This window comes from Oryzihumus leptocrescens, assembly GCF_006716205.1.
Classification (GTDB): domain Bacteria; phylum Actinomycetota; class Actinomycetes; order Actinomycetales; family Dermatophilaceae; genus Oryzihumus; species Oryzihumus leptocrescens.
Map to the genome: position 1 here is coordinate 1,564,774 of NZ_VFOQ01000001.1, position 24,116 is coordinate 1,588,889.

General features: G+C 70.6%; 22 protein-coding genes. 6 read left to right on the top strand and 16 right to left on the bottom strand.

Annotation, left to right across the window (positions count from 1 at the left end; all coding sequences use genetic code 11):
- Nucleotides 1-38: 38 nt before the first annotated feature.
- On the bottom strand, nucleotides 39-1,037 hold the full coding sequence (locus FB474_RS21410; RefSeq protein ID WP_342778102.1) for a TIGR00730 family Rossman fold protein: 999 nt from the start codon (nucleotides 1,035-1,037) through the stop codon (nucleotides 39-41).
- 298 nt (nucleotides 1,038-1,335) lie between these two features.
- Between FB474_RS21410 and FB474_RS07415 the strand changes: the two genes are divergently transcribed.
- The gene (locus tag FB474_RS07415) at nucleotides 1,336-1,701 is read left to right on the top strand and encodes a VOC family protein (protein WP_141788063.1); all 366 of its coding nucleotides are present in this window, start codon (nucleotides 1,336-1,338) and stop codon (nucleotides 1,699-1,701) included.
- 612 nt (nucleotides 1,702-2,313) lie between these two features.
- The gene (locus FB474_RS07420; RefSeq protein WP_141788064.1) at nucleotides 2,314-2,565 is read left to right on the top strand and encodes a hypothetical protein; all 252 of its coding nucleotides are present in this window, start codon (nucleotides 2,314-2,316) and stop codon (nucleotides 2,563-2,565) included.
- A gap of 51 nt (nucleotides 2,566-2,616) precedes the next feature.
- Here the strand turns inward: FB474_RS07420 and FB474_RS07425 are convergent, their stop codons facing one another.
- The 6 genes from FB474_RS07425 to FB474_RS07445 all read right to left on the bottom strand — a co-directional run bounded on the left by FB474_RS07425 (nucleotide 2,617) and on the right by FB474_RS07445 (nucleotide 9,682).
- On the bottom strand, nucleotides 2,617-3,405 hold the full coding sequence (locus tag FB474_RS07425; RefSeq protein ID WP_141788065.1) for a TIR domain-containing protein: 789 nt from the start codon (nucleotides 3,403-3,405) through the stop codon (nucleotides 2,617-2,619).
- Nucleotides 3,406-3,731: 326 nt separating this feature from the next.
- The gene (locus tag FB474_RS07430) at nucleotides 3,732-4,115 is read right to left on the bottom strand and encodes a hypothetical protein (RefSeq protein WP_141788066.1); all 384 of its coding nucleotides are present in this window, start codon (nucleotides 4,113-4,115) and stop codon (nucleotides 3,732-3,734) included.
- 350 nt (nucleotides 4,116-4,465) lie between these two features.
- Nucleotides 4,466-5,356 carry an ATP-grasp domain-containing protein gene (locus FB474_RS07435; RefSeq protein WP_185746084.1) on the bottom strand — a complete coding sequence of 297 codons (891 nt, stop codon included), beginning with the start codon at nucleotides 5,354-5,356 and terminating at the stop codon, nucleotides 4,466-4,468.
- Nucleotides 5,357-5,418: 62 nt separating this feature from the next.
- Nucleotides 5,419-5,610 (bottom strand): hypothetical protein, encoded by a 192-nt coding sequence (locus tag FB474_RS20725; protein ID WP_185746085.1) that lies wholly within the window; start codon nucleotides 5,608-5,610, stop codon nucleotides 5,419-5,421.
- Nucleotides 5,611-6,404: 794 nt separating this feature from the next.
- Nucleotides 6,405-9,074 (bottom strand): WXG100 family type VII secretion target, encoded by a 2,670-nt coding sequence (locus tag FB474_RS07440; protein ID WP_141788068.1) that lies wholly within the window; start codon nucleotides 9,072-9,074, stop codon nucleotides 6,405-6,407.
- Nucleotides 9,071-9,682: a hypothetical protein gene (locus tag FB474_RS07445; protein WP_141788069.1), complete on the bottom strand. Its 612-nt coding sequence runs from the start codon at nucleotides 9,680-9,682 to the stop codon at nucleotides 9,071-9,073. Before FB474_RS07445 ends, FB474_RS07440 begins: the two co-directional genes overlap by 4 nt.
- Before the next feature lie 280 nt (nucleotides 9,683-9,962).
- On the opposite strand from FB474_RS07445, the gene FB474_RS07450 reads away from it, so the two are divergent.
- Nucleotides 9,963-10,592, top strand: coding sequence for a hypothetical protein (locus tag FB474_RS07450; protein ID WP_141788070.1), 630 nt, complete (start codon nucleotides 9,963-9,965; stop codon nucleotides 10,590-10,592).
- A 1,285-nt stretch (nucleotides 10,593-11,877) separates the two neighbouring features.
- Here FB474_RS07450 and FB474_RS07455 read toward each other — a convergent pair.
- From FB474_RS07455 to glnA, 5 genes are all read right to left on the bottom strand, one after another.
- Nucleotides 11,878-12,183 carry a helix-turn-helix domain-containing protein gene (locus FB474_RS07455; RefSeq protein ID WP_141788071.1) on the bottom strand — a complete coding sequence of 102 codons (306 nt, stop codon included), beginning with the start codon at nucleotides 12,181-12,183 and terminating at the stop codon, nucleotides 11,878-11,880.
- A 24-nt stretch (nucleotides 12,184-12,207) separates the two neighbouring features.
- Complete coding sequence (locus FB474_RS07460) at nucleotides 12,208-12,753, bottom strand: hypothetical protein (RefSeq protein WP_141788072.1); 546 nt, start codon at nucleotides 12,751-12,753, stop codon at nucleotides 12,208-12,210.
- Nucleotides 12,754-13,238: 485 nt separating this feature from the next.
- Complete coding sequence (locus tag FB474_RS07465) at nucleotides 13,239-14,567, bottom strand: hypothetical protein (RefSeq protein ID WP_141788073.1); 1,329 nt, start codon at nucleotides 14,565-14,567, stop codon at nucleotides 13,239-13,241.
- Nucleotides 14,564-14,884: a helix-turn-helix transcriptional regulator gene (locus FB474_RS07470; RefSeq protein WP_141788074.1), complete on the bottom strand. Its 321-nt coding sequence runs from the start codon at nucleotides 14,882-14,884 to the stop codon at nucleotides 14,564-14,566. Before FB474_RS07470 ends, FB474_RS07465 begins: the two co-directional genes overlap by 4 nt.
- Before the next feature lie 168 nt (nucleotides 14,885-15,052).
- On the bottom strand, nucleotides 15,053-16,477 hold the full coding sequence (gene glnA, locus FB474_RS07475; RefSeq protein ID WP_141788075.1) for a type I glutamate--ammonia ligase: 1,425 nt from the start codon (nucleotides 16,475-16,477) through the stop codon (nucleotides 15,053-15,055).
- A gap of 158 nt (nucleotides 16,478-16,635) precedes the next feature.
- On the opposite strand from glnA, the gene FB474_RS07480 reads away from it, so the two are divergent.
- Entirely contained in the window at nucleotides 16,636-17,103 is a 468-nt protein-coding gene (locus tag FB474_RS07480) for an RDD family protein (protein ID WP_141788076.1), read from the top strand.
- A gap of 214 nt (nucleotides 17,104-17,317) precedes the next feature.
- On the opposite strand, the gene FB474_RS07485 is transcribed toward FB474_RS07480, so the two are convergent.
- From FB474_RS07485 to FB474_RS07495, 3 genes are all read right to left on the bottom strand, one after another.
- Nucleotides 17,318-18,043 (bottom strand): DUF4191 domain-containing protein, encoded by a 726-nt coding sequence (locus FB474_RS07485; protein WP_141788077.1) that lies wholly within the window; start codon nucleotides 18,041-18,043, stop codon nucleotides 17,318-17,320.
- A 17-nt stretch (nucleotides 18,044-18,060) separates the two neighbouring features.
- Complete coding sequence (gene lipA / locus FB474_RS07490) at nucleotides 18,061-19,086, bottom strand: lipoyl synthase (protein ID WP_141788078.1); 1,026 nt, start codon at nucleotides 19,084-19,086, stop codon at nucleotides 18,061-18,063.
- Between the two features lie 222 nt (nucleotides 19,087-19,308).
- The gene (locus FB474_RS07495) at nucleotides 19,309-20,061 is read right to left on the bottom strand and encodes an SDR family NAD(P)-dependent oxidoreductase (protein WP_141788079.1); all 753 of its coding nucleotides are present in this window, start codon (nucleotides 20,059-20,061) and stop codon (nucleotides 19,309-19,311) included.
- Between the two features lie 171 nt (nucleotides 20,062-20,232).
- On the opposite strand from FB474_RS07495, the gene FB474_RS07500 reads away from it, so the two are divergent.
- Nucleotides 20,233-21,165 carry an LLM class F420-dependent oxidoreductase gene (locus FB474_RS07500; protein ID WP_141788080.1) on the top strand — a complete coding sequence of 311 codons (933 nt, stop codon included), beginning with the start codon at nucleotides 20,233-20,235 and terminating at the stop codon, nucleotides 21,163-21,165.
- Nucleotides 21,166-21,197: 32 nt separating this feature from the next.
- Here the strand turns inward: FB474_RS07500 and lipB are convergent, their stop codons facing one another.
- Nucleotides 21,198-21,830, bottom strand: a complete 633-nt coding sequence (gene lipB / locus FB474_RS07505; protein WP_141788081.1) for a lipoyl(octanoyl) transferase LipB — start codon at nucleotides 21,828-21,830, stop codon at nucleotides 21,198-21,200.
- Between the two features lie 86 nt (nucleotides 21,831-21,916).
- On the opposite strand from lipB, the gene FB474_RS07510 reads away from it, so the two are divergent.
- The gene (locus FB474_RS07510; RefSeq protein WP_141788082.1) at nucleotides 21,917-24,094 is read left to right on the top strand and encodes an MMPL family transporter; all 2,178 of its coding nucleotides are present in this window, start codon (nucleotides 21,917-21,919) and stop codon (nucleotides 24,092-24,094) included.
- Nucleotides 24,095-24,116: the final 22 nt, after the last annotated feature.

The following is a 24,116-nucleotide window of genomic DNA, read 5'->3' on the forward strand; positions in this document are numbered from 1 at the left end:
AGTTGTGCGTCTTCTTAAGACCGGCTGTCGCTGGTCCGTCACGTACTGCGTTGGCTCCAACCTCTCCCCCAGCTGCGCCACTTCGGTGGCGGAGGCGCCCAAGCCTTCAGCCCCCGGATGAGGCCGTCCGGGTCGCTGGCGATCACGAGTCCGTCACGGTCCTCAGGCCGGATGAAGCCCTGGGTGACCATGTGGTCGAGCATCGAGACAAGCGGCGCCCAGAACTGCGCGTCATACAGGGCCACCGGCTTGGTGTGGATCCCCAGCTGAAGCCACGTCCACGCCTCGAACAGCTCCTCGAGGGTGCCCGCGCCGCCCGGGAGGGCCACGAAGGCGTCGCCGAGGTCGGCCATGCGCAGCTTGCGTTCGTGCATCGAGCCGACGACTTCCAGGCGGGTCAGGTCGCGATGGGCGACCTCGCGATCGACTAGGTGCTGCGGCATGACGCCGACCACGTTGCCGCCGGCCGTCAAGGCCGCGTCGGCGATGGCCCCCATGAGGCCGACGTTGCCGCCGCCGTAGACGACGTCGATGCCCGCCTCGGCGAACGCGGCGGCGAGCTCGGCCGCACGCCGGGCGTACCCGGGCTCGGCTCCAGGTGCGGCGCCGGTGAACACGGTGACCGCGCGCAGGGGCCGTTGGCCCCGCAGCGTCGGGAGCACCGCGTCGGTCAGCAGCGGAGCGACGTTCACGCGGTCTCCAGCTTGGGGGTCCAGCCAGTACAGCTCCTCGATCTCGGCGGCGCTGCCGGTGACCGCGATCATCGGGTGCTCGTAGACGGTCGCGACCACCTGCCGCCCCGGCTCGTTGGCCGCATCCGCCGTGAAGGTCCCCACGAGCCGCAGGTCCTTCGCCCTCAGGGCAACCTCGAGCTCCTCGGCGACCTCCCGGACCGCGGTCGCCAGGGGGTGCTCCCCCGATTCTGGCTTGCCACCGGGAAGCATGAACCGGCTCGTGCCCCTCTTCCTGACGGTCAGCACGCGCCCTCGCGGGTCGCGGATCACCACAGCACTGACACGGATCGGCGAGGTCACCACAATCGAACGCTATCGAGCGGCCGGCTCCACGCCCACGCCGGGAGTCTCACCGCGGCCGCGCTTGGCCTCCAGCACCGCCCGCTCCGCGGGCGTGACCCGATCGTTCGTCTCGCGGATCACGCGACCCGAAAATGCAGCGCTTCGCCACGCCCAGGAGTACGTCCCAACCCTGGCCCAGACCCGACGCCATCGGAGATGGCATCCCGATAGGGACACAGCCAAGATGCAGTCAGCGGACACGCGCGCCACCGCATCGAAGTCCCGGGCTCTGGCCACGATCAGGTCTACGTTTCCCGACATGACAAGCCCCATCCAACGAATCGTCGGCCAGGTCTTCATCCCGGTTCGGGACATGCCCAGAGCGGTCGCGTGGTACGCCGACCTCCTCGGGTTCGAGCCCGGCGAGACCTCCCACGAAGGCACCATCTTCGACATCCCCACCGACGGGGACACCCGACTCGCGCTCGACGCCAACCGCCCGGACTTCGACCCGGCAGGCCCCCCGCGGTTCTTCTTCTGGACCCAGGACATGGCCGAAACCGTCGAACACCTGCAGGATCGAGGTGTCAAGATCACCTCCGATGTGGAGGACATCGGCAGCGTCTTCTTCGTGCAGTTCGAGGACCCGGACGGCAACCCCCTGATGGTCTGCCAACGGGCATAAACCCCTCGTCCACGTGCCCTGCCCCGGTGGCCCAGCTGATAGCTACCGGGGCACGCTCTGGAGCGCTGAGACGCAGCAGCAGCGGTGGGTCCGCAGCGCCCAAGATTTGGCTTCACGGACGCCACAACGGTAAGGCTGGCGATGCAACCCGACAGGACCCGTGGGGTCGTCCCTGGGGGCCAGACAGCCGCTCACTGCGCGTGGGGGCAAGTGGACGGCCCGCAGCGCTGCGCCACCTTGGGGGCTCGGCAACTATGTCATCCCAGATAAGCCCGCACTTGCGAATGCTCAGTCATGAGCCGTCGCCGCCTCGCCGCTCGAGCTCGTCGCTGACCTCTTGGTGCCGGCGGACATGGCGAGCAACGGGCCTGTCTCAAGGGATGCATCTACATCACCGGCGCCCCCGGACGGGCGGTTGTAGGTCTGGTGCCTGACCAAGTGCAGACCTCCTCTGGGTGGTTTCGGGGACGTGACGCGGCGTACTTTCGGAATCAGAAGGTGATCAATGCCGTGGGAAGTACCTCTCCACGGTCGGCCTCCAACGCAGGGGGTGCGTCCAGGGGACGCACAGGCCCTCACTGCTTCTGACGGTGGGGGCCTCCCCAAGGCCTCATGCATTACCGCCGTGACATGACCGGTGGATGCGAGGGCTACGTCGCCAGCGAAGCGAGCCTAGACGATGCCAGCATTGCCCTGCGACATGCCGCCGCACCGATCAGCGTCGTCCGTGCGGGGACAAATCTGATGCGTGCCTACGATCTCGACACGACCACGGTCACGATCTCGGCGAAGCTGGCACTGTCAGCCTGGGCCGAGACCGCGGGGCTCGAGACCGGCGTCTTGGCTCACGTCGCAGACGCGTAGGCCGGATCCGCCGTTGGCGGCGGTATGACGCTGCTACGTAGTGCCCCGTGGCTACTGACCCGCCAGACCGCTCCAATCGACGGTCACGCCAGCGGTGGCCAGCTCATGTGTCAGCTTCATCTTCCATGCGCCCCCAGGGTCGAGAACCACGTAGACCACCCCTTGTAGGTCGCTGGGAAGTTCTACCCCCTCTTCGTGAAGCATCACGACCCGTTCGCGTCCGAGTCGACCAGCGAAGTAACCCGCTTCGAAAACCACATTCTGGCGGGCGCGGGCGGCATCACTCGGAGCCGCGCTCGCTCGTCCGACGTCGTCAGCGGTCAGCAGAGCAACTGCGAAGCCGGCAGTTGAGGCGAAGGCCTCGAATTTCTCGAGGATGGTTCGCCCTCCGTTCGGTTGCTCATGCAAGATGATCGGCTTGACTCCTGTTACGTCATGCAGCACACGAAACAACTCGTGCTTCTTGGCTTCGTCATGACCGTGCACAATGAACACGCGACCCAACTCGGCCGCGACGGCCCTTTCGGCTGGTGACTCCTCAGTCCGAACGACCTCTTCAAGCTCGGCGCGAAGAGTCAACTCTCCTTTCGCCGCTTCGAGGATCGCAATCGCCTTCCTGACTCCCGCGGGTCTGTAGCCGCTGGTATCCATCCCGGTGGACCAGACCTGCGGCGAATAGCGCACCTTCACAAACTGGCTAAGTAGCGGCGACTCCGCACCCATGACTGTCCGCAACGCAACCTCGGTGGAGGTACGCCATCTCTCGAAGTCTTCGGGCTGTCCGTTCCTGGCTTCTGTTACTTGTTTGTCCAGTATTTCGACCTTTCGAGCCAAGTCCATAGTCCGACGCTACCGGGACTGAACGACAACAGCGGTGCTGGCCGTAGGCCCGGAGCTTCCTGTCCGCACGCGGGCGTGCACGCGCCGTGGTCCACCCTCCCGACGGGTAAGACTCAGGTCCTACGTCAAGACGACCGGGTCGCCCTGGTAGTGCTCCCACCAACCGGCCAACGTCGAATGACAATCTCTGATCGCCTACAGAAGCCTGGGGCCGTCGCCAATGCCGTGGCGATGTCGTTCGAGTTCGCAGACGCTGCCAGCAAACGCGGGTGGTGACTCTGAGGGCGATCCCAGCATCTCAGGTGAAGCCTCGACCTGCAGCCCCACTACTTCGGCAGTCCGACGGCGAGGGCGAGAACCAACGCAAACAGCGCGCGTGCGGTGTCGCACACGCTCGACGTCACAAAGTTCGCGAGCCTACCGGCGAGAGGACGGTTAAGGCGGACGACGTCCAGCATGGCTCGCGCGGGATCATCGCCTTCCACGTCGGCAACGCTGATTGCCCACACCCGTCGCGGCAGCTGGGTCGCCACCGCTGCCGCCAGTCCGCAGACGAGGTAGACGATCGAGGCATACACCACGGCCTTCTGGACGTTCCCTGGCGCGGAGATCGTGACAAGGGCAGCTGCGATAAGCGCTTGAGCCGCCAGCGCGCCGGCGGCCTTGGTTGTCAGCCCGGTCATGCGCGCCGCCTCGGTCTGATACAGCACGCCCGCTGCGTCGAGGTTGGCCGCGCCCCCAGACGGCGGGATGGACTGGGGATCTAGGTCCTTAATGGCGCGGTTGTACCGAAGCGCAGGAAGCAGGGAGGGGCGGATCAGCAGGTAAAGCCGCGTCAGTGCGGCGGCGATGTGCCTTCTAGTCCACCAGAGGCCTCTACCCACCGCGTGGGCCCACGAGGCCGCGCGGCGTGTCCAACTACGCCGGAGCTGTTTGAGCACTGCTCGCACGCGGCTCCGACCAGCGTTCGGGCCTCGTCGACGATCCGCTGCAGCAGCAGGCGCCGGTCGTGACGTTCCCCGTGCAGTCGTGGCGAACCTGCGCCGCCGTCGCTGGCTGCTCATGAAGAGAGCCAGTTCGCGATCGCCGGTGCCACGCTGAGCTCAAGCGGAGTGTCGATGAAGGCGAACTCGCCGGCCTGGTTGCATTCAAGGAACCAGTGGTTCGTGTCGTCGAGGGCGAGGTCGATAGCACCGTAGACGAGGCCCAGCCGTTCGACGAGAGCGATGCATGCCTTCCGGGTGGAGGGGTCGAGCTCATGGCGAACCCAGGTGGCGTCGCCGGACCGGGTGCGCCAGTCGACCCCGTCGACGCTGGTTCGCGCGGCGGCCGCGAAGCCGTCGACCACGATGACGCGCACATCAGTGCACGGTTCGATGCGCTGCTGAACGACCAGGGGCTGCGTTTTCCACTCGGCATCGCCCGCGGCGAGCGCGTCGACGAGGGGTCGCGTGAACACGAAGGAAGAGTCCGAAAATGCGTGGTAGGCACTTGCGACGGTCTTTACGACACAGGGCCCGTGGCTGCGGGCGTGGTCGACCGCGGTCTGACGCGAGTTGGTGACGACGGTGACGGGGACGGAGAGCCCCACTGTGCCTGCTTCTCTGAGCTGGATGAGCTTGTTCTCGGCTCGGCGAGATGCCCACAGCGGATTCATCCAGCGCGACCGGCTGCCCTCGGCGAGATCGGTCAGCCACGTCCGCCACTGCTCACGGGACACCAGGGTGTCGTCGACCTCCCGGGTTGTGTTGGCGGTCGTCACCTCGGGAAGGAACTGGCGCAGCCAGATCGAGTCGTAGTCGGCTGACACCGGCTCGTCCGTGGGGTGCCAGTCGACGGGGATCGTTCGCGTCGCTTGGGTGTCGAGGTGCCACCGGTCCACGTGATGACCCTCTTTGTGAAGCAGATGGACGATTCGATCTGCGGCGTAGTCGCGCTCGTTGGTGAGCACCAGGATCCGCCGCGGTCCGCGGTCGCTTGCGCTGGTGTCCCTGTGGCCGTGAGGCTTGGCAGTCACTGACCCTTCTGGTCCTCGCCGGTCTCCATGTCGGCCTTCTTGGTATCGGGCATCGCCGAGGATTCGTAGCTGGCGACCCAGGTGCTTTCCTGTAAGACGAATGAGATCTTCTGCTCCTCGTCGTAGCGGACCTCGGGCTGGGTCCCGCTCGGTTCTCGGCGTGTCGCCAGGCGTCGCATCATCGTCATGGTCGTTGGCTCTCCTGTCGTGGCGGCGAAATGGTCGGTGGGGTGACGGGGTGTGGGGATGGCGAGGCGGGGACTCTCCATACTGCCAGCCGATCAGGCTGGGAGTGGGAGGTCGCTGCGCAACTCGCTTCACGTGGTCGAGTCCATCGTGCCAGTACGCGCAGAGCCCCTCCCGGTCGTCTGTGAAGGTGCCCGACCGCCACCCGCTCATCGGGGCGGGCTTGCGCGATCAACGCAACGCCTCGGCTAGTGCGTGCGATGGCGTCTTGAAGCCGAGGTCTGTCGAGGGCGCTTCTCGAGCTCGAGTGCGACGGCGTCGAGGTCGTATTGCGTCAGGGTCCTGAAGTCGAGTCTCCTTGGCCTGCACGGGAGGAGCCGCCGGTTGTGCTCTTGTTGTTGCCCCGTTTGCCAAGGCGACTTCGGGTCGCAGATGGAAGCCTGAATCCCGGGCTCGGTTGGTGAACCTCACGGTTAATCCTTGTCAAAGGCTCGTCGACCCCACCGCTGCCCTGAACGCCCGCGCGTCTTTGTGGGCGAAGTGACGCACGGTCATCGGCTAGTTCGACATCGCCTGTAATGACAGGGCGCGCGAGCGGGCTGCACCCCGCTCGCGGGCGACGCGGTGCCAGGCCGTCGAGGGACGGTGGTGTCGCGATGGCGAGGCGCATGCGGGAGTCTCCAGCCGGGCCCGTGGCGTTGCGGTTGATGTTCAGGCGACGAGCCCGAGGCTTCGCCGCCCGTCGGCTGAGTGTGCCGGCGCCGAACAGCAACCCGTAGCGAGGCGCCGCACGCGCTCAGCTGCCGCGGGTCAGCGGGGGGTCCAGGTAGCGGTCGTAGGGATCGGCGGGCCAGTAGACGCCGGCCCAGTCGTGGTGGCAGTCCCGGCACAGCAGGCCTTGGATCTCGGCGATGTGCGGGTGCGCCCAGTCCCGACCGCCGCAGGTCGGGCAGGCCCAGGCGCGTACCCCCTGGCGGGTCCGCTGGAGGAACCCCCGAGCACCGGCATGGCCGCGCAGGGACTGCGGCACGTCCCGCCACGGCACCTCACCTGTGCTGGCGCGGTGCAGCAGGCTGGCCAGGCCGACCGCGTGGTTGAGCAGCCACCGTCCCTGCCGTATCGGGACCGGAGCCCACAGCCGCTTCAGTCGCAGCAGCAGCGCCGGCGATTCCCCCAGCTCCTGGGCGACGGCGCGGACCGCGGCGTCCGTTAGCGGCCTGCCCGCCACCCGAAGCGCCCGTCGGTCGGCCCGGGTGGGCCGGTCCGCCGGGAGCGGGGGGTGCATGAGCCGCATGAACAGCGCCAGGAGCCACGGGTCCCGGATGCTCAGCCCGCACGAGGTCATCCCGGGCCGGTAGCCCAGCGCGGCGCGCAGCGGGGGTGTGTACTCCCGGTATCCGGGCCCGGCAGCCTCGCGCAGGCCGATCCCGGCCCGCATCGCGCTGACGAGGTCGGTAGTGCGCCGCTCGCCGCGGGTGGCCGCGTGGCTGCCGGGGAACTCGCCGCACACCCGCGCCACCTTCACCCGACCGCGCCCATCGACCAGACGCAGGTCAGCCGCGAAGTGCACGGTGACCTCGACCAGGTGGCCCGGGCGGCGGGTGCGCTGCACGGAGATGCTGAGCGGGCCGAGGGCTTCTCGCAGCCGCATGCGGTCCGCGTGGTCGAAGTCCTGGGGATGCTGCAGGGCGACGATCGTGGACCACCACCGGTTCAGCGGCAAGGCCCCAATTCTGGTGTCCCTTTCCTGGGTCATGACGAGGCCCGCCAGCGCGTCTTCGGCGTCGTGGACGTTCGCCTCAGCCTCGTTGAACGCCCGGTTCCAGGCCTGCTTTGCGTCGCCGGTCCAGGTCCCGGAGGTCATTTCCGCCTCCATTCGGTCGCGCTCCGCGGTGAGTCGGCGCAGGCTCGCTGCCGCGGCGTCGAGCTGAGCCTGTCGTGGCTCCAGCGTGTCGTCGGGGATGCTCGGCCACGGGCTGAGCTCCCGTTCCGGCGCTTGCGCGATCGCCTCCGCCAGGACGGCGTGCGGCAGGGGAGGGACAGCCGGATGACGTCGTCGGGAACCGCCGGGGGCGTCGGTGCGCAGGTAGCGGTAGGCCACACCCCCCTGTGCCAGCCGGGTCTCGGTGACCAACGCGGCCGGGACACCCTCCACCGAGGCCACCGGGTGACCGGCGAACAGGGCGGGATGCGGAGCAGGGCGGATCGACCGGCTGTGGGCCAGCGCTTGCGTGATCCGTTTAAAGTCCGATGAACGGCAGATGGGGGCACCGTCCGGGGGCCGGAATCGATGCCGCTCACGCCGTCCGCCGGGACCGGTGGGCAGGCTCAGTTCGCCCGTGCGATGGAACAGATTGTGCTTCCAGATGTAGTGACAGATCTTGTGGGCATCGGAACTGAGTCGCTTGCCACGCAGGTGTGGCTGCGCGGTGGGATCCTTACGCCGGTGACGGACGGAGGCCGTGGAGTAGCCGTGGGCGATGAGATACGCCGCGGTCCGAGTCGTGGTCCATCCCGGCGTGAGCCAGGTGCGGTAGAACCAGCGCAATAGTGTCACCTGGTCCACCGGAACCAAGCGTGCTTCGTCCTCGAACAGCGCGGGTAGGCCGCTGGCCACGTCTTCCGGCCGGGGCCGGCCGGACTTGCCGTCGTAGAAGGCGATCTTGTCGGTCTGCGACCCGAACACGTCCCGGATGCGACAGGTATCCAGCGGCGGGGGTGGGACATAGCTTTGGCCCCAGTTGAACCACGGCTGCGGACCCTTCCGGCGCCCCGTGTGCGTGGACCGGCCGGTGGTCATCCGGCGAGTCCCGCGCAGCGCCTCGGCCCGACCGCGCTCACACTCGTCGAAGATGTGCCGCGCCACGTAGTCGTCGAACAGCTTCACACCCAGCGAGATGTCGCCGTAGAACAAGGGATGCAGGCCTCGCTCCTGCTGCGTGCGCATCGCCGCCAGGATCGGGGAGACACCGTATCCGTCGCGGACCATGGCCCGTGGTTCGGTGCAGAAGACCAGCCCCGGGTGGTGCTCCATGATGGCCGCCATGGTCGCCCGGGCCGCCGGCTGCTCCAGCCGGGTGTCGTCCAGTGCCACCCCGCTGCCGAGCTGGATGACGAGGACGAGGCCGGGCACCTTGGTGTAAACCAAGGTGCGCACCTGGAAGGGTCGGCCGGTCACCGCATTCGTGAGCGCGTCTCCCGCAGGGGCGTTGCGCAGCTCGGCGACCAGGGTCTGCTTTGACGGCAGTCGGTGCCGCACCTCCAGGCCCAGCACAGTCGCCAGATGGTTGGCCGCGGTGAGCAGATTCTGCACCGCCAGCGCGGCGGCACGGCGGCCGTGTTCGGTGCTGGCGCGGCCCACCAGCAAGATGATGGCCCCGGCGCGCAGCGCGGCCGCCAGTTCCGGGAGCACCCACGCGGCGATCTTCGGCCCGGGCGACCGCATCCGCTGGACGCTGCGGCTCATGTCTGGCCCCGACCCGGGGTTCGGGCGGTCCTTCCGGCCCGGCGGCGGGAGGCGGCAAGGTCCGGACGCCATGCCACCGTCCACCCCGGAGGTATCGGGGCCAGGGCTGCCACGCCGGCCACGGCGTCCCCGTAGAACAGCGGCGCCTGCCGGGCCTGGGCGAGCTCGTCGGCGCACCGCAGCATGAGATCCCAGCAGTCCGGGTAACGTCCGGCCGCGGCGGGGGAGGTGGCGTACAGCAGCGCAGGCTGGTGCGCGCGAAGCGTCTGGATCAACGGCCCCGGCCACAGGTCGCCGCGGGCGCCTGCCCGCAGCAGCACCAGCACACCGGGGGCCAGGACCTGAGCGCGGCCCCAGGTGGCGGCATCGGTCGCCGCCTGGGCCAGCAGTGCCTCCGGGCGTAGCAGCGGGCGCAGGTCCAGCCCCCGGCCGGCCAGGGACTCGGCCGCGGCCACGGCGTCGCGCACCGCCAGGCGCACCCCGATCCGTCCGGGCTGCGCGCTGCCGCCGAGCAGCAGCACCGGGGCACCGGCGTGCATCAGCGCTCGCAGCGCGTCGGGAACCTCGGCGTCGTCGGCGAATCGTGGCGCCGGCGATGGTGCCCCCACTGAGGGTGTGCAGGGCGGGTTCCCCGAGTCGCCGGTGCGTGGAGAAGGCCGCGTGCGATCGCAGTGGGGGGCGGCCGCGCCTCGGCGGAGAGAGGCGGCATAAAGCCGGGCCTCCTGGTACGGAACGCCCATGAGAAACAGTTCAAGGGCGCGGCTCACGACCTCGGCGTCACGTTGGCCGGCTGGCCGGCGGCGGGGGGAATCATGCTGGGACTGAGACATCGGGAACCTCCAGACTGGACGACATTCCTCTGTTAGAGGAATGCTGACTGGTGTGTGGGTGGCTGTCGACCCCCGCGGGCGGGGCCGGCTCGGCGGGCCGGGGGCCCGCCGGGCGGCTCACCGGCGCTCCTGGGCCGAGGTGGTGCGCCGGGACCGCCCGGTAGAGGTGCGGCTGCCGGCGCCGCCGGACTGGGCGCCCGGGCCCGGCGCCGCGGCCTGCGCCGCGGTGCTGGTGGCCGCGGTCGCGGCCGGCGTGCCGCGGGTGCGCCTGGGGGAGGAGCTCTTCGAGGCCGGTGACCGGCTGGACCGCGCGCTGCTGGCCGCGCTGGCCCGGCTGGCCGCCCCGGTGGCGCAGGCGCGGGCCAGCACGGGCACCCGTCGCGGCGGGGCGGCCCCGGCCAGCACCGCCCGGGACGTCGCGACCAGGTCGGCCGCCGCGCCCCGCGCCCCGGGCAGCACCAGCCGCCACGGGCAGGCGCAGCCGTCCGGGCAGGGCGCCGGAGGGCGCCGTCCCCGGTCAGCCGCGGACACCGGGAACTCCGGGGGTGGGCGGGGCGGTGACCGGGTCGACCCCGGCCGGGTCGGCGGGGGCGGTTCGCGGGGTCAGCGTGACGGCGAAGCCGGCCGGGACGAAGACCCAGGCCCCGGCGGCGCCGGGCGGGTCGGCCGGCCGCGCCGGGGCCGGTGACGGCGCGCCGTCGGCCGTCGGCCCGGGTTGGGGTGGGGAAGCGGCTTTCAGGAAAACGCTGCCGGCGGGCAAACTGGACCTGATCGGGGTCGCTACCCCGGGTACTCGTGCGGAAGAAGTCGCCACAAACGGCGACGAGCAGTTCGCCGCGGCGGCGGTACGTATGGCGATCGGGGATGTTCGAACCCGCAGACTGCGCACGGCGCAGTCACGGAGCACCGCGTGTGCGCGGCGCTGTGCCATGTGGCGACGAGTGCACTCCTCCACCAAGAGCCGGGGCAGCGCGGGCGATACCCCCGCGGTCCTATCGGGAGCGCTGATCCGGCCCCGCGTGCACGCCGGTCCGGTCCCCCGGGGAAAGCGGCCGTTGTCATGGCGCGCGGGCTTGGGCCTCGTCCCGCGCTGGTGCAGTCCTAACCTGAACGCTCGCAGTGGCCCAGAGGCGAGCCCGCGCACCGCTCGCCAGACGTCATGGGCACGAGTCTGATGGCGTAGCGCGATCGCCGACAATACCCTGTAGCGGGCTTGATCGGCTAAGGGCTGACGGATCCATCTGGGGCGAATTTCGACCAAGGACCGGGGGCTATGGCGTCCCTGGTTGAAGAACTCAGCGCAGGCCCACCCGAGTGCGGCGGTCCAGAGAATCTCCCCGGCGTCCAGCCGCCGGCTCTCGCTTGCGGCGTGGAAGGTCGCGGATAGGCGGGCGGACAAGGTCCGACTCCGCTCGAGAAGGCAACGTCCGGATGCCCCTCAGGCTCAGCAGGGTCGGGGGCTGCGGCGGAGGCCGCCCCTCATGGCCGCCCGACCCCCGCTTCGCGTCCGGCGTCGCAGCGTCGTGTGGCCGAGCTTCGTCACGGGTTGCCGCTGCCGTGCCGGAGGTCTCCGCCACGAGGCAGACCATGTCGTATGCGACGTAGTAGCAATGCCCAGGCACGCATGGCCCAAAAAGCGACTTGTGGTAGTCGTCGCACCAGTCGACGGGGACACGGCGACGGGCGTGCCGATGGCGACAACGAAGGGCGCAGGTGTCGTCACGGGCACCCAACGCGGCCAAGGTGACGTGAGGGATTTCGCCGCTCGGCTTCGGCCTCGCAAGGGCGAAAACCTCAAACTGGTAGGCGTTCAGGGCCAACTTGAGCAGCTCGATGGCCATGTCCGCGCGATCGGCGGTTGCGCTCCGCATGGGTCCGCCGACTCGGGTCCGCATTGTGGGACGCCGTTCCATGTGGGCAGCATGAGGGTCCGGATCGGCGGCGTCAACCATCGTTGGTCGGAAAGCGCTCGCTCAGGAGCGGCGACGGGCATCCGGCGGGGGAGGAGGGAGTTCCTTCGGGCGCCGGCGACGGCCAAAGGGGTAGACGTCGTCAAGCAGCTCAGTCAACAGCAAGTTGTACGTGGAGCAGATCGCCAACAGGGTCACCAGTGACGGCAGCTTGTTTCCGCGCTCGCAGTCGGACAGGTACTGCCAGGAGATCCCGGCGCGAGCAGCCGCCTCGGGCAGCAGCAGGTCGGCCTCGATCCGCGCGTCGCGCAGCCGGTGTCCGAGGGCTCGGCGGGCGAAGAGGGCCAGCACGTCGGGGTCATCTGCCACGTCCGCACTGTAGCCAGTGCCGGCTCAGTCGGCGCGTGTTCCCCCTGGCAGGCGGGCGCGTCGGGCCAACGCAAACAGCTGCCGACCCGCCGCGCTGTCCAGCAGTCGGGCCTGGGACCGGGGAGGGAGGTCCTGACCGATCTGCCGCAGCAGGGCCCGGGCCAACGAGCGATAGGTCCGGATGGTCTGCATGAGGACCTCCACGGAAAGGTCAAAGTCGTCAACCAACTCCGCCAAGTCGGTCTCGCCACAGGCGCCCTGCCTCGAGTCCAGGCGATGCGCTGCGGCGGGAGATGGCACGTCGACCGACGCGGTCAGCGGGCGCAACCACAGCAGGCTCGGGTCGAGGTCATCCCACTCAGGAAGGGCTTGCCAGGTGGTCTCGCCCCAGCAGGCGACGACGGCGCGGCCTGGTCTCAGCGTGGCGTGCGGGAGGACGTCCTGGGCGCGGGTCCACACGCGTCCGTCCTCGCGCTGGTGCGGGTCGGCTAAGACGTCCGGGAGGGCCAGCCACGCCCGCAACGCCGCGGCGACAGGCAGTCGGGGCGGTGCCGAGTCGGGGTCACTCATGCGGGCCGGACACCGCGTCGCATTCGGCTGCAGCGTCGCCGAACGAGGGCTGTGCGGACAGCCTGATCGGGCCCCGTTTCCGCGCGGAGTGCAGGACGTACGTGCGGGGCGCGCAGCCGGCGACGTCAGTGATGTCGGACAGGGTGGCGTGACGCAACGCCGCCGGGGACGCCCAGATTGTCGCGAGCCCCACCTCGCCAACATCGCCGTCGCCGCTCGGGTCCACCCACCGCCGGAGGCCAGCCCCGCACGAGCGACGCGAGCAAGGGGACACTGCGGAGAATGCGCTGGGCGCTAAGGCGTGGAACGGCACCATGGTTTGCTCCTATTCCTCTAACAGAGGAGTATAGGCAGAGCGTCCCGCTGAGGCGCAAGCGCCCACCCGATCTGCTGGGCTAGGTGCGCGTCGAGCACGCGTGCACGGCAGGAGCTTCGATGGAGCGGGGATGTGCTCGGCAGAGACGCGTTGCACGTCCGTCGCTCTCCTAGAACTTGGCCAGCGCGGCGTCGGTGTGTTCCTGGCCGTGGCGGTAGTACCGGTTCTTGACCACGGTCTCGGTCTCCCAGCCGCCGACCGCCATCAGCTCCCCCGGCGTCAGGTCCAGCACGTCGACGGCGTACCGGGCGAACCGGTGCCGCAGCGAGTGCCAGGTCAGGGTGAACTGGGTCCGCTGCCGGACCACCCGGCGGTACGTCCGCGTGGCCGGGTCCCAGCGGTCGCACTCCTCCCGCCAGACCTGGTGCGGCCAGCCGGCAGCGATTGCGGCCGGTGCGAAGTAGTCGTTCATGAAGCCGGTGTGGTGGAACAGGCCGCCGTGGCGGGTCGGGAAGATCAGCGCCTCGGGGTTGGTGCCGGCGGCCTGCTCGGCCAGCGCCTGCTCGCGCCGAGCGTCCAGCTCCTGGCCGAGCGGGTAGCCGGTGAAGGTGACTGCGGGGACCCCGGTCTCCCGGGTCTTCTCGCCCTTGGGCAGCTTGCGCCGGTTCTCCCCGCGCCGGGCCCGGGCCGCGGGGTCGATCTGGGCGTCGATGCGCACGGTGCGCCGGGTGCCGGTGCACAGCACGTCGTGCGCGGTGAGCTGGAACAGCTCGCCCCAGCGCGGGCCGCTGGCCGCGGCCAGCTCCGGGGCGAGCCGGCCCCAGCGCGGGAAGAACGCGGCCAGCTCCTCCCCGAGGCGGCGCACCTGCGCGACGCTGGGGGCGTCCTCGTCACGGACGTACAGCTCGCTCTCGGTGACCTTGCGGCCCCGGCGGCGTCGCTTGGGGGCGGGCGTGCCCTGGATCGCCGGGGCCGGGCAGACGCCCCGCTCGGGGAGCATCTCGGCCTGCTCGGCGGTGAAATACCCGTGCCGGTGCCCCCAGCGAAGGAACCCGCGCAGCATCGAGGTGTTCTCCTTCACCGTGCGCCAGGTGCCGGCCTGGGCCCGCATCCGGTCGGCCAGCGCCCGGTCGACCTCCAGCGCCAGCCGGGCCTCGTGGCCGCGCAGGGTGCGGCGCAGCACGCTGCGCACCTGACGCAGGTGCGAGGGGGTCCAGTCCTCGCCGTCGGCCTTGTGGTGCCGCCCGGCCGGGGAGGCCACGTACTCCGCCAGGATCACCCCCAGCGGGGTGAGCCCCCGCGGCCCGGTCGCCCGCTGCAGGTCCGCGTCGATGGCGGTGGCCTTGGCCAGGGCGGACTGCTGGCTGCGGCCGCCGCTGGTGCGCCCTGGCCGGCCGTCCGGCTCGGTCCAGGTCAGCCGCCAGTACGGGGAGGAGCCGGTCGGCGCGAGCACGCGCACCGCGCCGACCGTGGCGGCGGGGCGGTTCCGGGTGCTCATGCCGCGCGGGTGGCGCTGCCGCGCCGGCGGTAGGGGCGGGCGAGGGTGCCGTCCGCGACCGCGGGGGCGGGTGCCTCCGGCGCGGCGGCCCGGCGGCGGTCCGCGGCGGTGCGCCGCGGCAGTGCCCGGAACCAGGCCAGCAGCTCCTCGCGGTCCCACAGCAGCCGGGCCCCCAGCTCACGGGCGGCGGGGAAGTCGGCCCGGTAGGAGTACTGCCGCGCGGTGTCGATACTGACGTGCAGCAGCGCCGCGACCGTCTCGATGGTGTAGATCGGGTCGCTCAGGTCGACCGGCCGGGGGGCGGGGGTGGAAACCATGGCCCGGTCGGTGTCCGGCCCCGGAGCCGGCGCAATCGGCGCCGCGATGTGCCGGTGGGCCCGCGGAGCCGCTGTGTCAAAACAGTGCGAAGGCGGACCCCCATCGGAGATCCGCCTTCGCGTTGGCGCAGGTCAGGGCGTGGTTGCGGCCCCGCCGGCCGGTGAGGATCAGATGTCGAAGTACATCTCGAACTCGTGCGGGTGCGGGCGGAAGCGGATCGGGTCGACCTCGTTGACGCGCTTCCAGTCGATCCACGTCTCGATGAGGTCCTTGGTGAACACGTCGCCCTCGAGGAGGTACTCGTGGTCGGCCTCGAGCGCGTTGAGCACCTCGGGCAGCGAGCCGGGCACCTGCGAGATGGCCTTGTGCTCCTCCGGCGGCAGCTCGTAGAGGTCCTTGTCCACCGGCTCCGGGGGCTCGATGCGGTTCTTGATGCCGTCGATGCCGGCCATGAGCTGGGCGGAGAACGCCAGGTACGGGTTCGCCGACGGGTCCGGCACGCGGAACTCGATGCGCTTGGCCTTCGGCGAGGTGCCCGTGATCGGGATGCGCACGCAGGCGGAGCGGTTGCGGGCCGAGTAGACCAGGTTGACCGGGGCCTCGTAGCCGGGGACCAGGCGGTGGTAGGAGTTCACCGTCGGGTTGGTGAAGGCCAGCAGCGACGGGGCGTGCTTGAGCAGGCCACCGATGTACCAGCGGGCGATGTCGGACAGGCCGCCGTAGCCGCGCTCGTCGTAGAACAGCGGCTCGCCGTCCTTCCACAGCGACTGGTGGCTGTGCATGCCGGAGCCGTTGTCACCGAAGAGCGGCTTGGGCATGAACGTGGCGGTCTTGCCGTGCGCCCACGCGACGTTCTTGATGACGTACTTGAACTTCAGCACGTCGTCGGCCGCGTTGAGCAGCGTGTTGAACCGGTAGTTGATCTCCTGCTGCCCGGCGGTGCCGACCTCGTGGTGGGCGCGCTCGACGGCCAGGCCCACGTCGTGCAGGGTCAGCGTCATCTCGTCGCGGATGTCGGCGAAGTGGTCCACCGGCGGGACGGGGAAGTAGCCACCCTTGTAGCGGGTCTTGTAGCCCTGGTTGCCACCCTCCTCCTCGCGGCCGGAGTTCCAGGCAGCCTCGACGGAGTCGATGAAGTAGTAGCCGGCGTTCTGCTTCGTCTCGAAGCGCACGTCGTCGAAGACGTAGAACTCGGCCTCGGCGCCGAAGTAGGCGGTGTCGGCGATGCCGGTCGACTTCAGGTAGGCCTCGGCCTTGGCGGCGATGTTGCGCGGGTCGCGGCTGTACGGCTCGTCCGTGAACGGGTCCACGATGGAGAAGTTGAGGATCAGCGTCTTCTCTTTGCGGAACGGGTCGACGTAGGCGGTCGTCGGGTCCGGGATGAGCTTCATGTCGGACTCGTGGATCGCCTGGAAACCACGGATCGAGGAGCCGTCGAACATCTGGCCGTTCGAGAACGCGTCCGCGTCGAACGTCTGAGCAGGCACGTTGAAGTGCTGCATCACGCCCGGCAGGTCGCAGAAGCGCACATCGACGAACTTGACGTCCTCGTCCTTGATGAACTTGAGGACCTCGTCAGCGTTGCTGAACATCCAACCTCCTGTGGTGGGGCGGGCACGATCGCCGGCCCGGGTGGGTCGCGTACGACCTTAGCCCCCCGGGATTTCCCGACCATGACCCGAATGTTTCCCCGGTGTTACGGACGGGCCACCCGCGCGCCCCACGGCGTGACCGACGTAACCTGTCTCCCGTGGTGGACCGCAAGGACGTCGGCTCGTGGATCGAGGGCCCGCGCGCAGCACGCGCCGGCGAAGGCACCTACCCCGGGCAGCGCCTCGGCCTGCCCGAGCACGGGCCCGGCTCCGTCGCCCGCTTCGGCCGGCGGCTGGTGGCGATCCTCATCGACTGGACGCTGTGCCAGCTCGTGGCCGTCGCCTTCCTGGGCGGTCAGCTCGGCCGCGGCGGCGCCGGGGGGCTGCTGCCCCTGGCCGTCTTCTTCGCCGAGAACGTCCTGCTCGTGGGCACGGTCGGGTTCACCGTGGGCCACCGTGTCATGGGCCTGCGCGTCGTCCGCCTCGGCGGGGCGCCGGCCGGCCCGGTCCCGGGCCTGGTCCGCAGCCTGCTGCTGGCGGTCGCCGTCCCCGCCCTGATCTGGGACAAGGACGAGCGCGGCCTGCACGACAAGGCCGCCGGCACGGTCATCCTCCGCACCCGCTGAGGTGGGCTCGCCGCGGGCCTGAAGCTCCCGGCATACGTCGCGACGCCGTTCGTCCCGGTATGCCGTGAGGTCGCCCCTGCCTCCCGGCCCGCCGCCCGCACGCGTCCGGACACGCCTCAGCCCGCGTTTCCGGCCCCGGACGGAACGCAAACGCGGGCTGAGAGGTGTTCGGTCGAGAGGTCTAGCGCCGGGTCGATGGCCGCTTCCTGCGACGTCAGCGGCCGCGCATCGCCTTGCGGTCCATGCGCACCCGGTTGGGGTCGACGCCGGCGGGGATCGGCGGACGCGCGCCGCCGAGGGCCTTGAGCCGCTTGTTGACCTGCGCCGCCTCCTCCTTGGTGAGGGTGGGCTTGAGCCGGCGGATCTGGTTGGCGAGCTTGCGCACCGGGACCGCTGCCTCGTCGTCGCCGATGCGCAGCACCGTCACCGGCACGCCCGGCAGGATGCGGGCGACCTTCTTGCGCTCGGACTCCAGCAGGCGGGAGGCGCGGGAGGACGGGCCCTCACCCACGAGCACGACGCCGGGACGCCCGGTGGCGCGGAACACCATCGCAGCCGAGGCCAGGTCGCCGGGGCGCACGGCCTCGGCGGCGACCGGCTGCTGGTCGAAGTACCACCCGCGGCGCAGGGCCGACAGGGCGGCGCCGGCGGCGCCGGGCTGGCCCTCGATCGAGCGGTAGGCGGCCCGCTCGGCGCGGCGGCTCATGACCACCATGGCCGCGAGGACACCGAACATCAGGCCGAGGAAGCCGGCGTAGACCGGGTGCCCGACGACGAGGCCGACGACGACGCCGACCAGCGTCACGCCGAGCAGCGCGAGCAGCATCCACCAGCCGATGGCGGGGTCGACCGCGCGGGCGGTCGTGAAGATCTGGCGCATCTGGGCGATGCGGCCGGCCTTCTCGGGCACGGCTGACTGGGGTGAATCCTGGCGGGCCATGGTGTCCAGACTACCGGTCAGGAGGCGCTGCCGAGAGCACGCTGGACCAGCGACGCGGCCTCCTGGCGGGCGGGGGAGGAGGCGGCCTCGGCCAGGTGCGACAAGTGCGCCGGGACCTCGCGGCCCCACTTCTTCATGGCCTGCGCCCAGAGGCGGCCGGCACGGTAGGAGCTGCGCACCAGCGGCCCGGCCATGACGCCCTTGAACCCCATCTCCTCGGCGACCTCGCTCCAGTGCACGAACTCCTCGGGCTTGACCCACCGGTCGATCGGGTGGTGCAGCTTGGAGGGGCGCAGGTACTGCGTGATCGTGAGGATGTCGCAGCCGGCGTCGTGCAGGTCGCGGATCGCCTGCTCGATCTCGTGGTCCTCCTCGCCCATGCCCAGGATGAGGTTGGACTTGGTCACCAGCTCGGCCTCGCGGGCCATGGAGAGCACCTTGAGCGACTTCTCGTAGGTGAACGCCGGGCGGATCTTGCGGAAGATGCGGGGCACCGTCTCGAGGTTGTGCGCGAACACCTCGGGGCGGGCGTCGAAGACCTGGCCGACCAGCTCGGGGCGGGCGCCGAAGTCGGGCGGGAGGATCTCGACGCCGGTGTTGGGGTTGAGCGCGTGGACCTGGCGGATCGTCTCGGCGTAGAGCCCGGCGGCGCCGTCGGGCTGGTCGTCGCGGGCGACGCCGGTGACGGTGGAGTAGCGCAGGCCCATCTGGCGCACCGACTCGGCGACGCGGCGCGGCTCGTCGAGGTCGAGGGCGGTCGGGCGCCCGGTGGCGATGTCGCAGAAGTCGCAGCGCCGGGTGCAGACGTCACCACCGATGAGGAAGGTGGCCTCCTTGTCCTCCCAGCACTCGAAGATGTTGGGGCAGCCGGCCTCCTGGCAGACGGTGTGCAGCCCCTCGCTCTTCACCATCGAGTGCAGCGCGGTGTACTCCGGCCCCATCTTGGCGGTGGTGCGGATCCACTCCGGCTTGCGCTCGATCGGCGTCTCGGCGTTGCGCGCCTCGACGCGCAGCATGCGGCGACCCTCAGGTGCGACGGTCACAAACGGCTCCCTTGCCAGTCAGAAGAAGGCGGGCGTGCGGTAGCACACCCGGACCGCCCTCCAGACTACGCGCCGTCCCCGACGCCCCCGCACCCGCCGGGTCCCCCCGGGGAGCACCGGTATGCCGTGCGCCTCCTGGCCGTCCCGGTCACCTCGGTGCGTCGCCTCACGCACCCACGGTGTCGACCGCGCGGACCGGGGCACACGGCATACCGGTGGGTCTCACCGGGCCGTGTAGCCGCCGTCGATGTAGAGCTCGGAGCCGGTGACGTAGCTGGCGTCGTCGCTGGCGAGGTAGGCGACCCCGGCGGCGATCTCCTCCGGGCGGCCGAGGCGGCCGAGCGGGGTGGCGCTGGTCATCACCGACTCGAACTCGGTGCCCTTGACCGGCGCCAGGATCGGGGTGTCGATGAAGCCGGGGTGGATCGAGTTCACGCGCACGCCGTCGGGGGCCCAGTGCAGGGCGGTGTTCTTGGTCATGAGCCGCACCGCGCCCTTGGCGGCGTGGTAGGCCGGGGAGGTCCCGAAGCCGCCGATCGCGCCGAAGATCGAGCTGATGTTGATGACCGAGCCGTGGCCGGAGGCCTTGAGCAGGGCGGCGGCGGTCTTCATGCCGAGGAACACGCCGGTCTGGTCGATGGAGATGGTCCGCTCCCAGTCGGCCAGGGAGGTGTCCTCGATCGAGGCCAGGTCGCCCATCCCGGCGTTGTTGACGAGGACGTCGAGGCGGCCCTGCTCGGTGCGCACCCGGTCCATGACCTCCTGCCAGCCGGCCTCGGAGGAGACGTCGAGGTGGGCGTACTCGGCGGTGCCGCCCTCGTCGCGGATCGCGGCCACGACCTTCTCGCCGAGGTCGTCCTGCACGTCGGTGACCATCACCGTGGCGCCCTCGGCCGCGAGGCGGTGCGCGATGGCGGCACCGATGCCGCTGGCACCCCCGGTCACCAGGGCCACCCGGTCCTCGAGTCGCTCCATGTCGTCCTCCTGTCCGTGGGGCGCGCCGGTGGTGCGTCCTCCCTCCAGACAGGCTCACGTGGGGCGGCCGGCGGGGCCAGCGACCTTGGTCCCGCCGGGGTGCGGCGCAGGTCCCGACACACCTCCCGGGCGGTGTCGGGCGCCACACCGCGGCGACCTAGAGTTGGCCGAATGGACCTGCGCATCTTCACCGAGCCCCAGCAGGGGGCCACCTACGGCCAGCAGCTCGCGATGGCCCGCCGCGCCGAGGAGTGCGGCTACTCGGCGTTCTTCCGCTCCGACCACCTGCTCGCGATGGGCGACGGCGACGGGCTGCCGGGTCCGACCGACACCTGGACCACGCTGGCCGGCCTGGCCCGCGAGACCCTGACGATCCGGCTGGGCACGCTGGTGACCTCGGCGACGTTCCGCCACCCCGGCATGCTCGCGGTGCAGGTCGCCCAGGTCGACGAGATGTCCGGCGGCCGGGTGGAGCTCGGCCTGGGCGCCGGGTGGTTCGAGGCCGAGCACGCGGCCTACGGCATCCCGTTCCCGGAGCCGGTGGGTGAGCGCTTCGACCGGCTCGAGGAGCAGCTCGCGGTCATCACCGGCCTGTGGGAGACCCCGGTGGGGGAGCGCTTCTCCTTCGACGGCAAGCACTACCAGCTCACCGACAGCCCCGCCCTGCCCAAGCCCGAGCAGGACGCCGTGCCGATCGTCATCGGCGGCAAGGGCCGGAAGCGCACGCCCGAGCTGGTCGCCCGCTACGCCAGCGAGTTCAACCTGCCGTTCGTGTCGGTGGAGGAGTCGGCCGAGAAGTTCGAGAACGTGCGCGCGGTCGCCCGGGAGCACGACCGAGACCCGGCCACGATCACGATGTCCAACGCGCTGGTGCTGTGCGCCGGCGCCACCTGGGACGAGCTGACCCGCCGGTCCGAGGCGATCGGGCGCGACCTGGCCGAGCTGCGCGAGAACGGCCTGGCCGGCTCCCCGGCCGAGATCGTCGACACGATCGGCCGCTACGTCGAGGCCGGCTCGCAGCGGATCTACCTGCAGGTGCTCGACCTGACCGACCTGGACCACCTCGACCTGGTGGCCAGCGAGGTCATCCCCCAGCTCGGCTGAGGCCTCGGGCCCCGGCTCGGCCGGGGCCGGGGTCAGCCCAGGGTGAGGACGTCGGCCAGGTGCTTCTCGGCGTAGGGGAGCACCTCGGCCACCGACACGTCCCGGCCGAGCTCCTGGCTCAGCGACGTCACACCAGCGTCGGCGATGCCGCACGGGATGATCACCTGCGCCCAGGACAGGTCGCAGTCGCAGTTCAGCGAGAAGCCGTGCATCGTCACCTCCTGGCTGACCCGGATGCCGATGGCGCCGATCTTGCGGTCGGGGCCGCGCTCGTCGGCGGCGACCCACACCCCGCTGCGGCCCTCGACGCGACCGGCATCGAGGCCGAGGTCGGCGCAGACCCGGATCATCATCTCCTCGAGCCGGCGCACGTGGGCGACGACGTCGACAGGGGAGGGCAGGCGCACGATCGGGTAGCCCACGAGCTGGCCCGGCCCGTGCCAGGTGATCTTGCCGCCGCGGTCCACGTCGACCACCGGGGTGCCGTCGAAGGGCCGCTCGTGCGGCTCGGTGCGCTTGCCCGCGGTGTAGACCCGCTCGTGCTCCAGCAGCAGGACGGTGTCCTCACCGCCGGCCACCACGCCCGCGTGGACCTCACGCTGCGTGTCCCACGCCGCGCGGTAGTCGACGTAGTCCGGTGCAAACCCCAGGTGCTCGAAACGCATGCCTGCAGGGTACGCCGCCGCGGCGGCATACCCAGCGAGCCCATAGGCTTTGACCAACTGACGGTTGAGCTGGGGAGCGGCAGGTCATGACACGGCACGACATCACGCCGGAGCAGGAGAACGCGGAGCGGGCCAAGGCCCCCGGGCGGACGCGCGTGGTCCGCCTGGTGGCGGTGCTCCTGGTGGTCCTGGCCTGGTTCGCCATCGGCAGTGTCGGCGGCCCGCTGGTCGGGAAGCTCAGCGAGGTGCAGAAGAACGACAACGCCTCGTTCCTGCCGAAGTCGGCCGAGTCGACCGAGGTGCAGAAGCTCGCGGGCAAGTTCACCGACACGAGCACGCTGCCCTACTTCGTCGTGGTCGAGCGCCCCGGCGGGCTCAAGCCCACCGACCAGGCCGCGGTGCAGCAGTTCATCGCCGGTATCCCGGACCTCACCTTCGCGGGCAAGGGCCGGACCCTGGGGGAGTACCTCAAGGAGACGCCGAAGTTCGCGGTGCCGAGCCAGGACAAGCAGGCACTCCTCGTGCCGGTGCCGCTGGACAGCAAGAAGGCTGCCGAGCCGTTGCAGGGCTCCTCGGCGCTCTACGAGGGCGCCAAGGCGATGCGTGAGTCAGCGGCGAAGACCCTCGCTCCGCAAGGCCTGAAGGTCTACGTCACCGGTCCCGGCGGCGTCCTCGCCGACTTCGTCACCGCGTTCAGCGGCATCGACGGCATCCTGCTCGTCGTCGCCCTCGGCGTCGTCTTCGTGATCCTGCTCGTGGTCTACCGCAGCCCGATCCTGCCGTTCGCGGTGCTCATCACCTCGATGTTCGGTCTCGCCGCCGCGGCGCTCGTGATCTACCCGCTGGCCAAGAACGGCACGATCGACCTCAACGGCCAGAGCCAGGGCATCCTGTCGATCCTCGTCGTCGGCGCCTCCACCGACTACGCCCTGTTGCTCGTCTCCCGCTACCGAGAGGAGCTGCACGACCACCCGAGCAAGTGGGCGGCGATGCGCGCGTCCTGGCGTGCCGCCGCCGAGCCGATCATCGCCAGTGGCGCGACCGTCATCCTCGGCCTGCTCTGCCTGATGCTGTCCCAGCTCGGCAACACCCGCGGGCTCGGCCCGGTGGGTGCGCTCGGCATCGCCGGGGCGCTGCTGTCGGCCCTGACCTTCCTGCCGGCGGTGCTGCTGCTGTTCGGCCGCAAGATCTTCTGGCCGCTCGTCCCGCGCGTGGACCACGTGCACGCCGAGGACTCCGTGGGCCGGAGTGGCATCTGGGGCCGCGTCGCCGGGCTGGTCGGTCGCCACCCGCGCCGGGTGTGGGTGACCACCCTCGTCCTCCTGCTGGCGTGCGTCGCGTTCGTGCCGACGCTGAAGGCCTCGGGCATCTCCCAGTCGCAGATCTTCCTCAACAAGGTCGAGTCCGTGACCGGCCAGGAGGTCCTCGCCCGTCACTTCCCGGCCGGCTCGGGCACCCCCGTCCAGATCGTCGCGCCGGAGGACAAGGCCCAGGCGGTGGCCACCCGCGCCAAGGCCGAGAGCGGGGTCGCATCGGTGACCGTCGGGGACAACCCGGCCGCGCCCCCCAAGGTCGTCGACGGCCAGGTGCTGGTGCAGGCCACCCTCACGCCGGCCGCCGACAGCCCCGCGGCCGAGACCGTGGTGGAGAACCTGCGCCGCGACCTGCACCAGGTCAGCCCCGCCGTGCGGGTCGGCGGCAGCACCGCCATCAACCTCGACGTCCGGCACGCCAGCGAGCGCGACCTGCGGGTCATCATCCCGACGATCCTGGCGGTCATCTTCGTCGTGCTCATGCTGCTGCTGCGCTCGTTCGTGGCGCCGGTGGTGCTCGTCGTCGCCAACGTCATCTCCTTCGCCGCCACCCTGGGCGTCGCCGCGCTGGTGTTCAACCACGTCTTCGACTTCCCGGGCAGCGACCCGTCCACGCCGCTCTACGCGTTCGTGTTCCTCGTGGCGCTGGGCATCGACTACTCGATCTTCCTCATGACGCGCGTGCGTGAGGAGTCCCAGGAGCGCGGCACCCGACCGGGCATCCTCGTCGGGCTCGCCGTCACCGGCGGTGTCATCACCAGCGCCGGCGTCGTGCTCGCCGCGACGTTCTCCGCGCTGGCGGTGCTGCCGATCCTGTTCCTGGTGCAGATCGCGTTCATCGTGGCCTTCGGCGTCCTGCTCGACACCCTGGTCGTGCGCTCGCTGCTCGTGCCCGCGTTCGCCTACGACATCGACTCCCGGATCTGGTGGCCGGGCCGGCTCTCCCGGTAGCCGCCGGGCGGGGTGTCGGCGC

Excerpts from the sequence above, each read along its gene's own strand:
- FB474_RS07415 (WP_141788063.1), top strand. The coding sequence starts at position 1,336 with ATGACAAGCCCCATCCAACGAATCGTCGGCCAGGTCTTCATCCCGGTT.
- FB474_RS07420 (WP_141788064.1), top strand. The coding sequence starts at position 2,314 with ATGCATTACCGCCGTGACATGACCGGTGGATGCGAGGGCTACGTCGCC.
- FB474_RS07425 (WP_141788065.1), bottom strand. The coding sequence starts at position 3,405 with ATGGACTTGGCTCGAAAGGTCGAAATACTGGACAAACAAGTAACAGAA.
- FB474_RS20725 (WP_185746085.1), bottom strand. The coding sequence starts at position 5,610 with ATGACGATGATGCGACGCCTGGCGACACGCCGAGAACCGAGCGGGACC.
- FB474_RS07440 (WP_141788068.1), bottom strand. The coding sequence starts at position 9,074 with ATGAGCCGCAGCGTCCAGCGGATGCGGTCGCCCGGGCCGAAGATCGCC.
- FB474_RS07460 (WP_141788072.1), bottom strand. The coding sequence starts at position 12,753 with ATGAGTGACCCCGACTCGGCACCGCCCCGACTGCCTGTCGCCGCGGCG.
- FB474_RS07465 (WP_141788073.1), bottom strand. The coding sequence starts at position 14,567 with ATGAGCACCCGGAACCGCCCCGCCGCCACGGTCGGCGCGGTGCGCGTG.
- FB474_RS07470 (WP_141788074.1), bottom strand. The coding sequence starts at position 14,884 with ATGGTTTCCACCCCCGCCCCCCGGCCGGTCGACCTGAGCGACCCGATC.
- glnA (WP_141788075.1), bottom strand. The coding sequence starts at position 16,477 with ATGTTCAGCAACGCTGACGAGGTCCTCAAGTTCATCAAGGACGAGGAC.
- FB474_RS07485 (WP_141788077.1), bottom strand. The coding sequence starts at position 18,043 with ATGGCCCGCCAGGATTCACCCCAGTCAGCCGTGCCCGAGAAGGCCGGC.
- FB474_RS07495 (WP_141788079.1), bottom strand. The coding sequence starts at position 20,061 with ATGGAGCGACTCGAGGACCGGGTGGCCCTGGTGACCGGGGGTGCCAGC.
- FB474_RS07500 (WP_141788080.1), top strand. The coding sequence starts at position 20,233 with ATGGACCTGCGCATCTTCACCGAGCCCCAGCAGGGGGCCACCTACGGC.
- lipB (WP_141788081.1), bottom strand. The coding sequence starts at position 21,830 with ATGCGTTTCGAGCACCTGGGGTTTGCACCGGACTACGTCGACTACCGC.
- FB474_RS07510 (WP_141788082.1), top strand. The coding sequence starts at position 21,917 with ATGACACGGCACGACATCACGCCGGAGCAGGAGAACGCGGAGCGGGCC.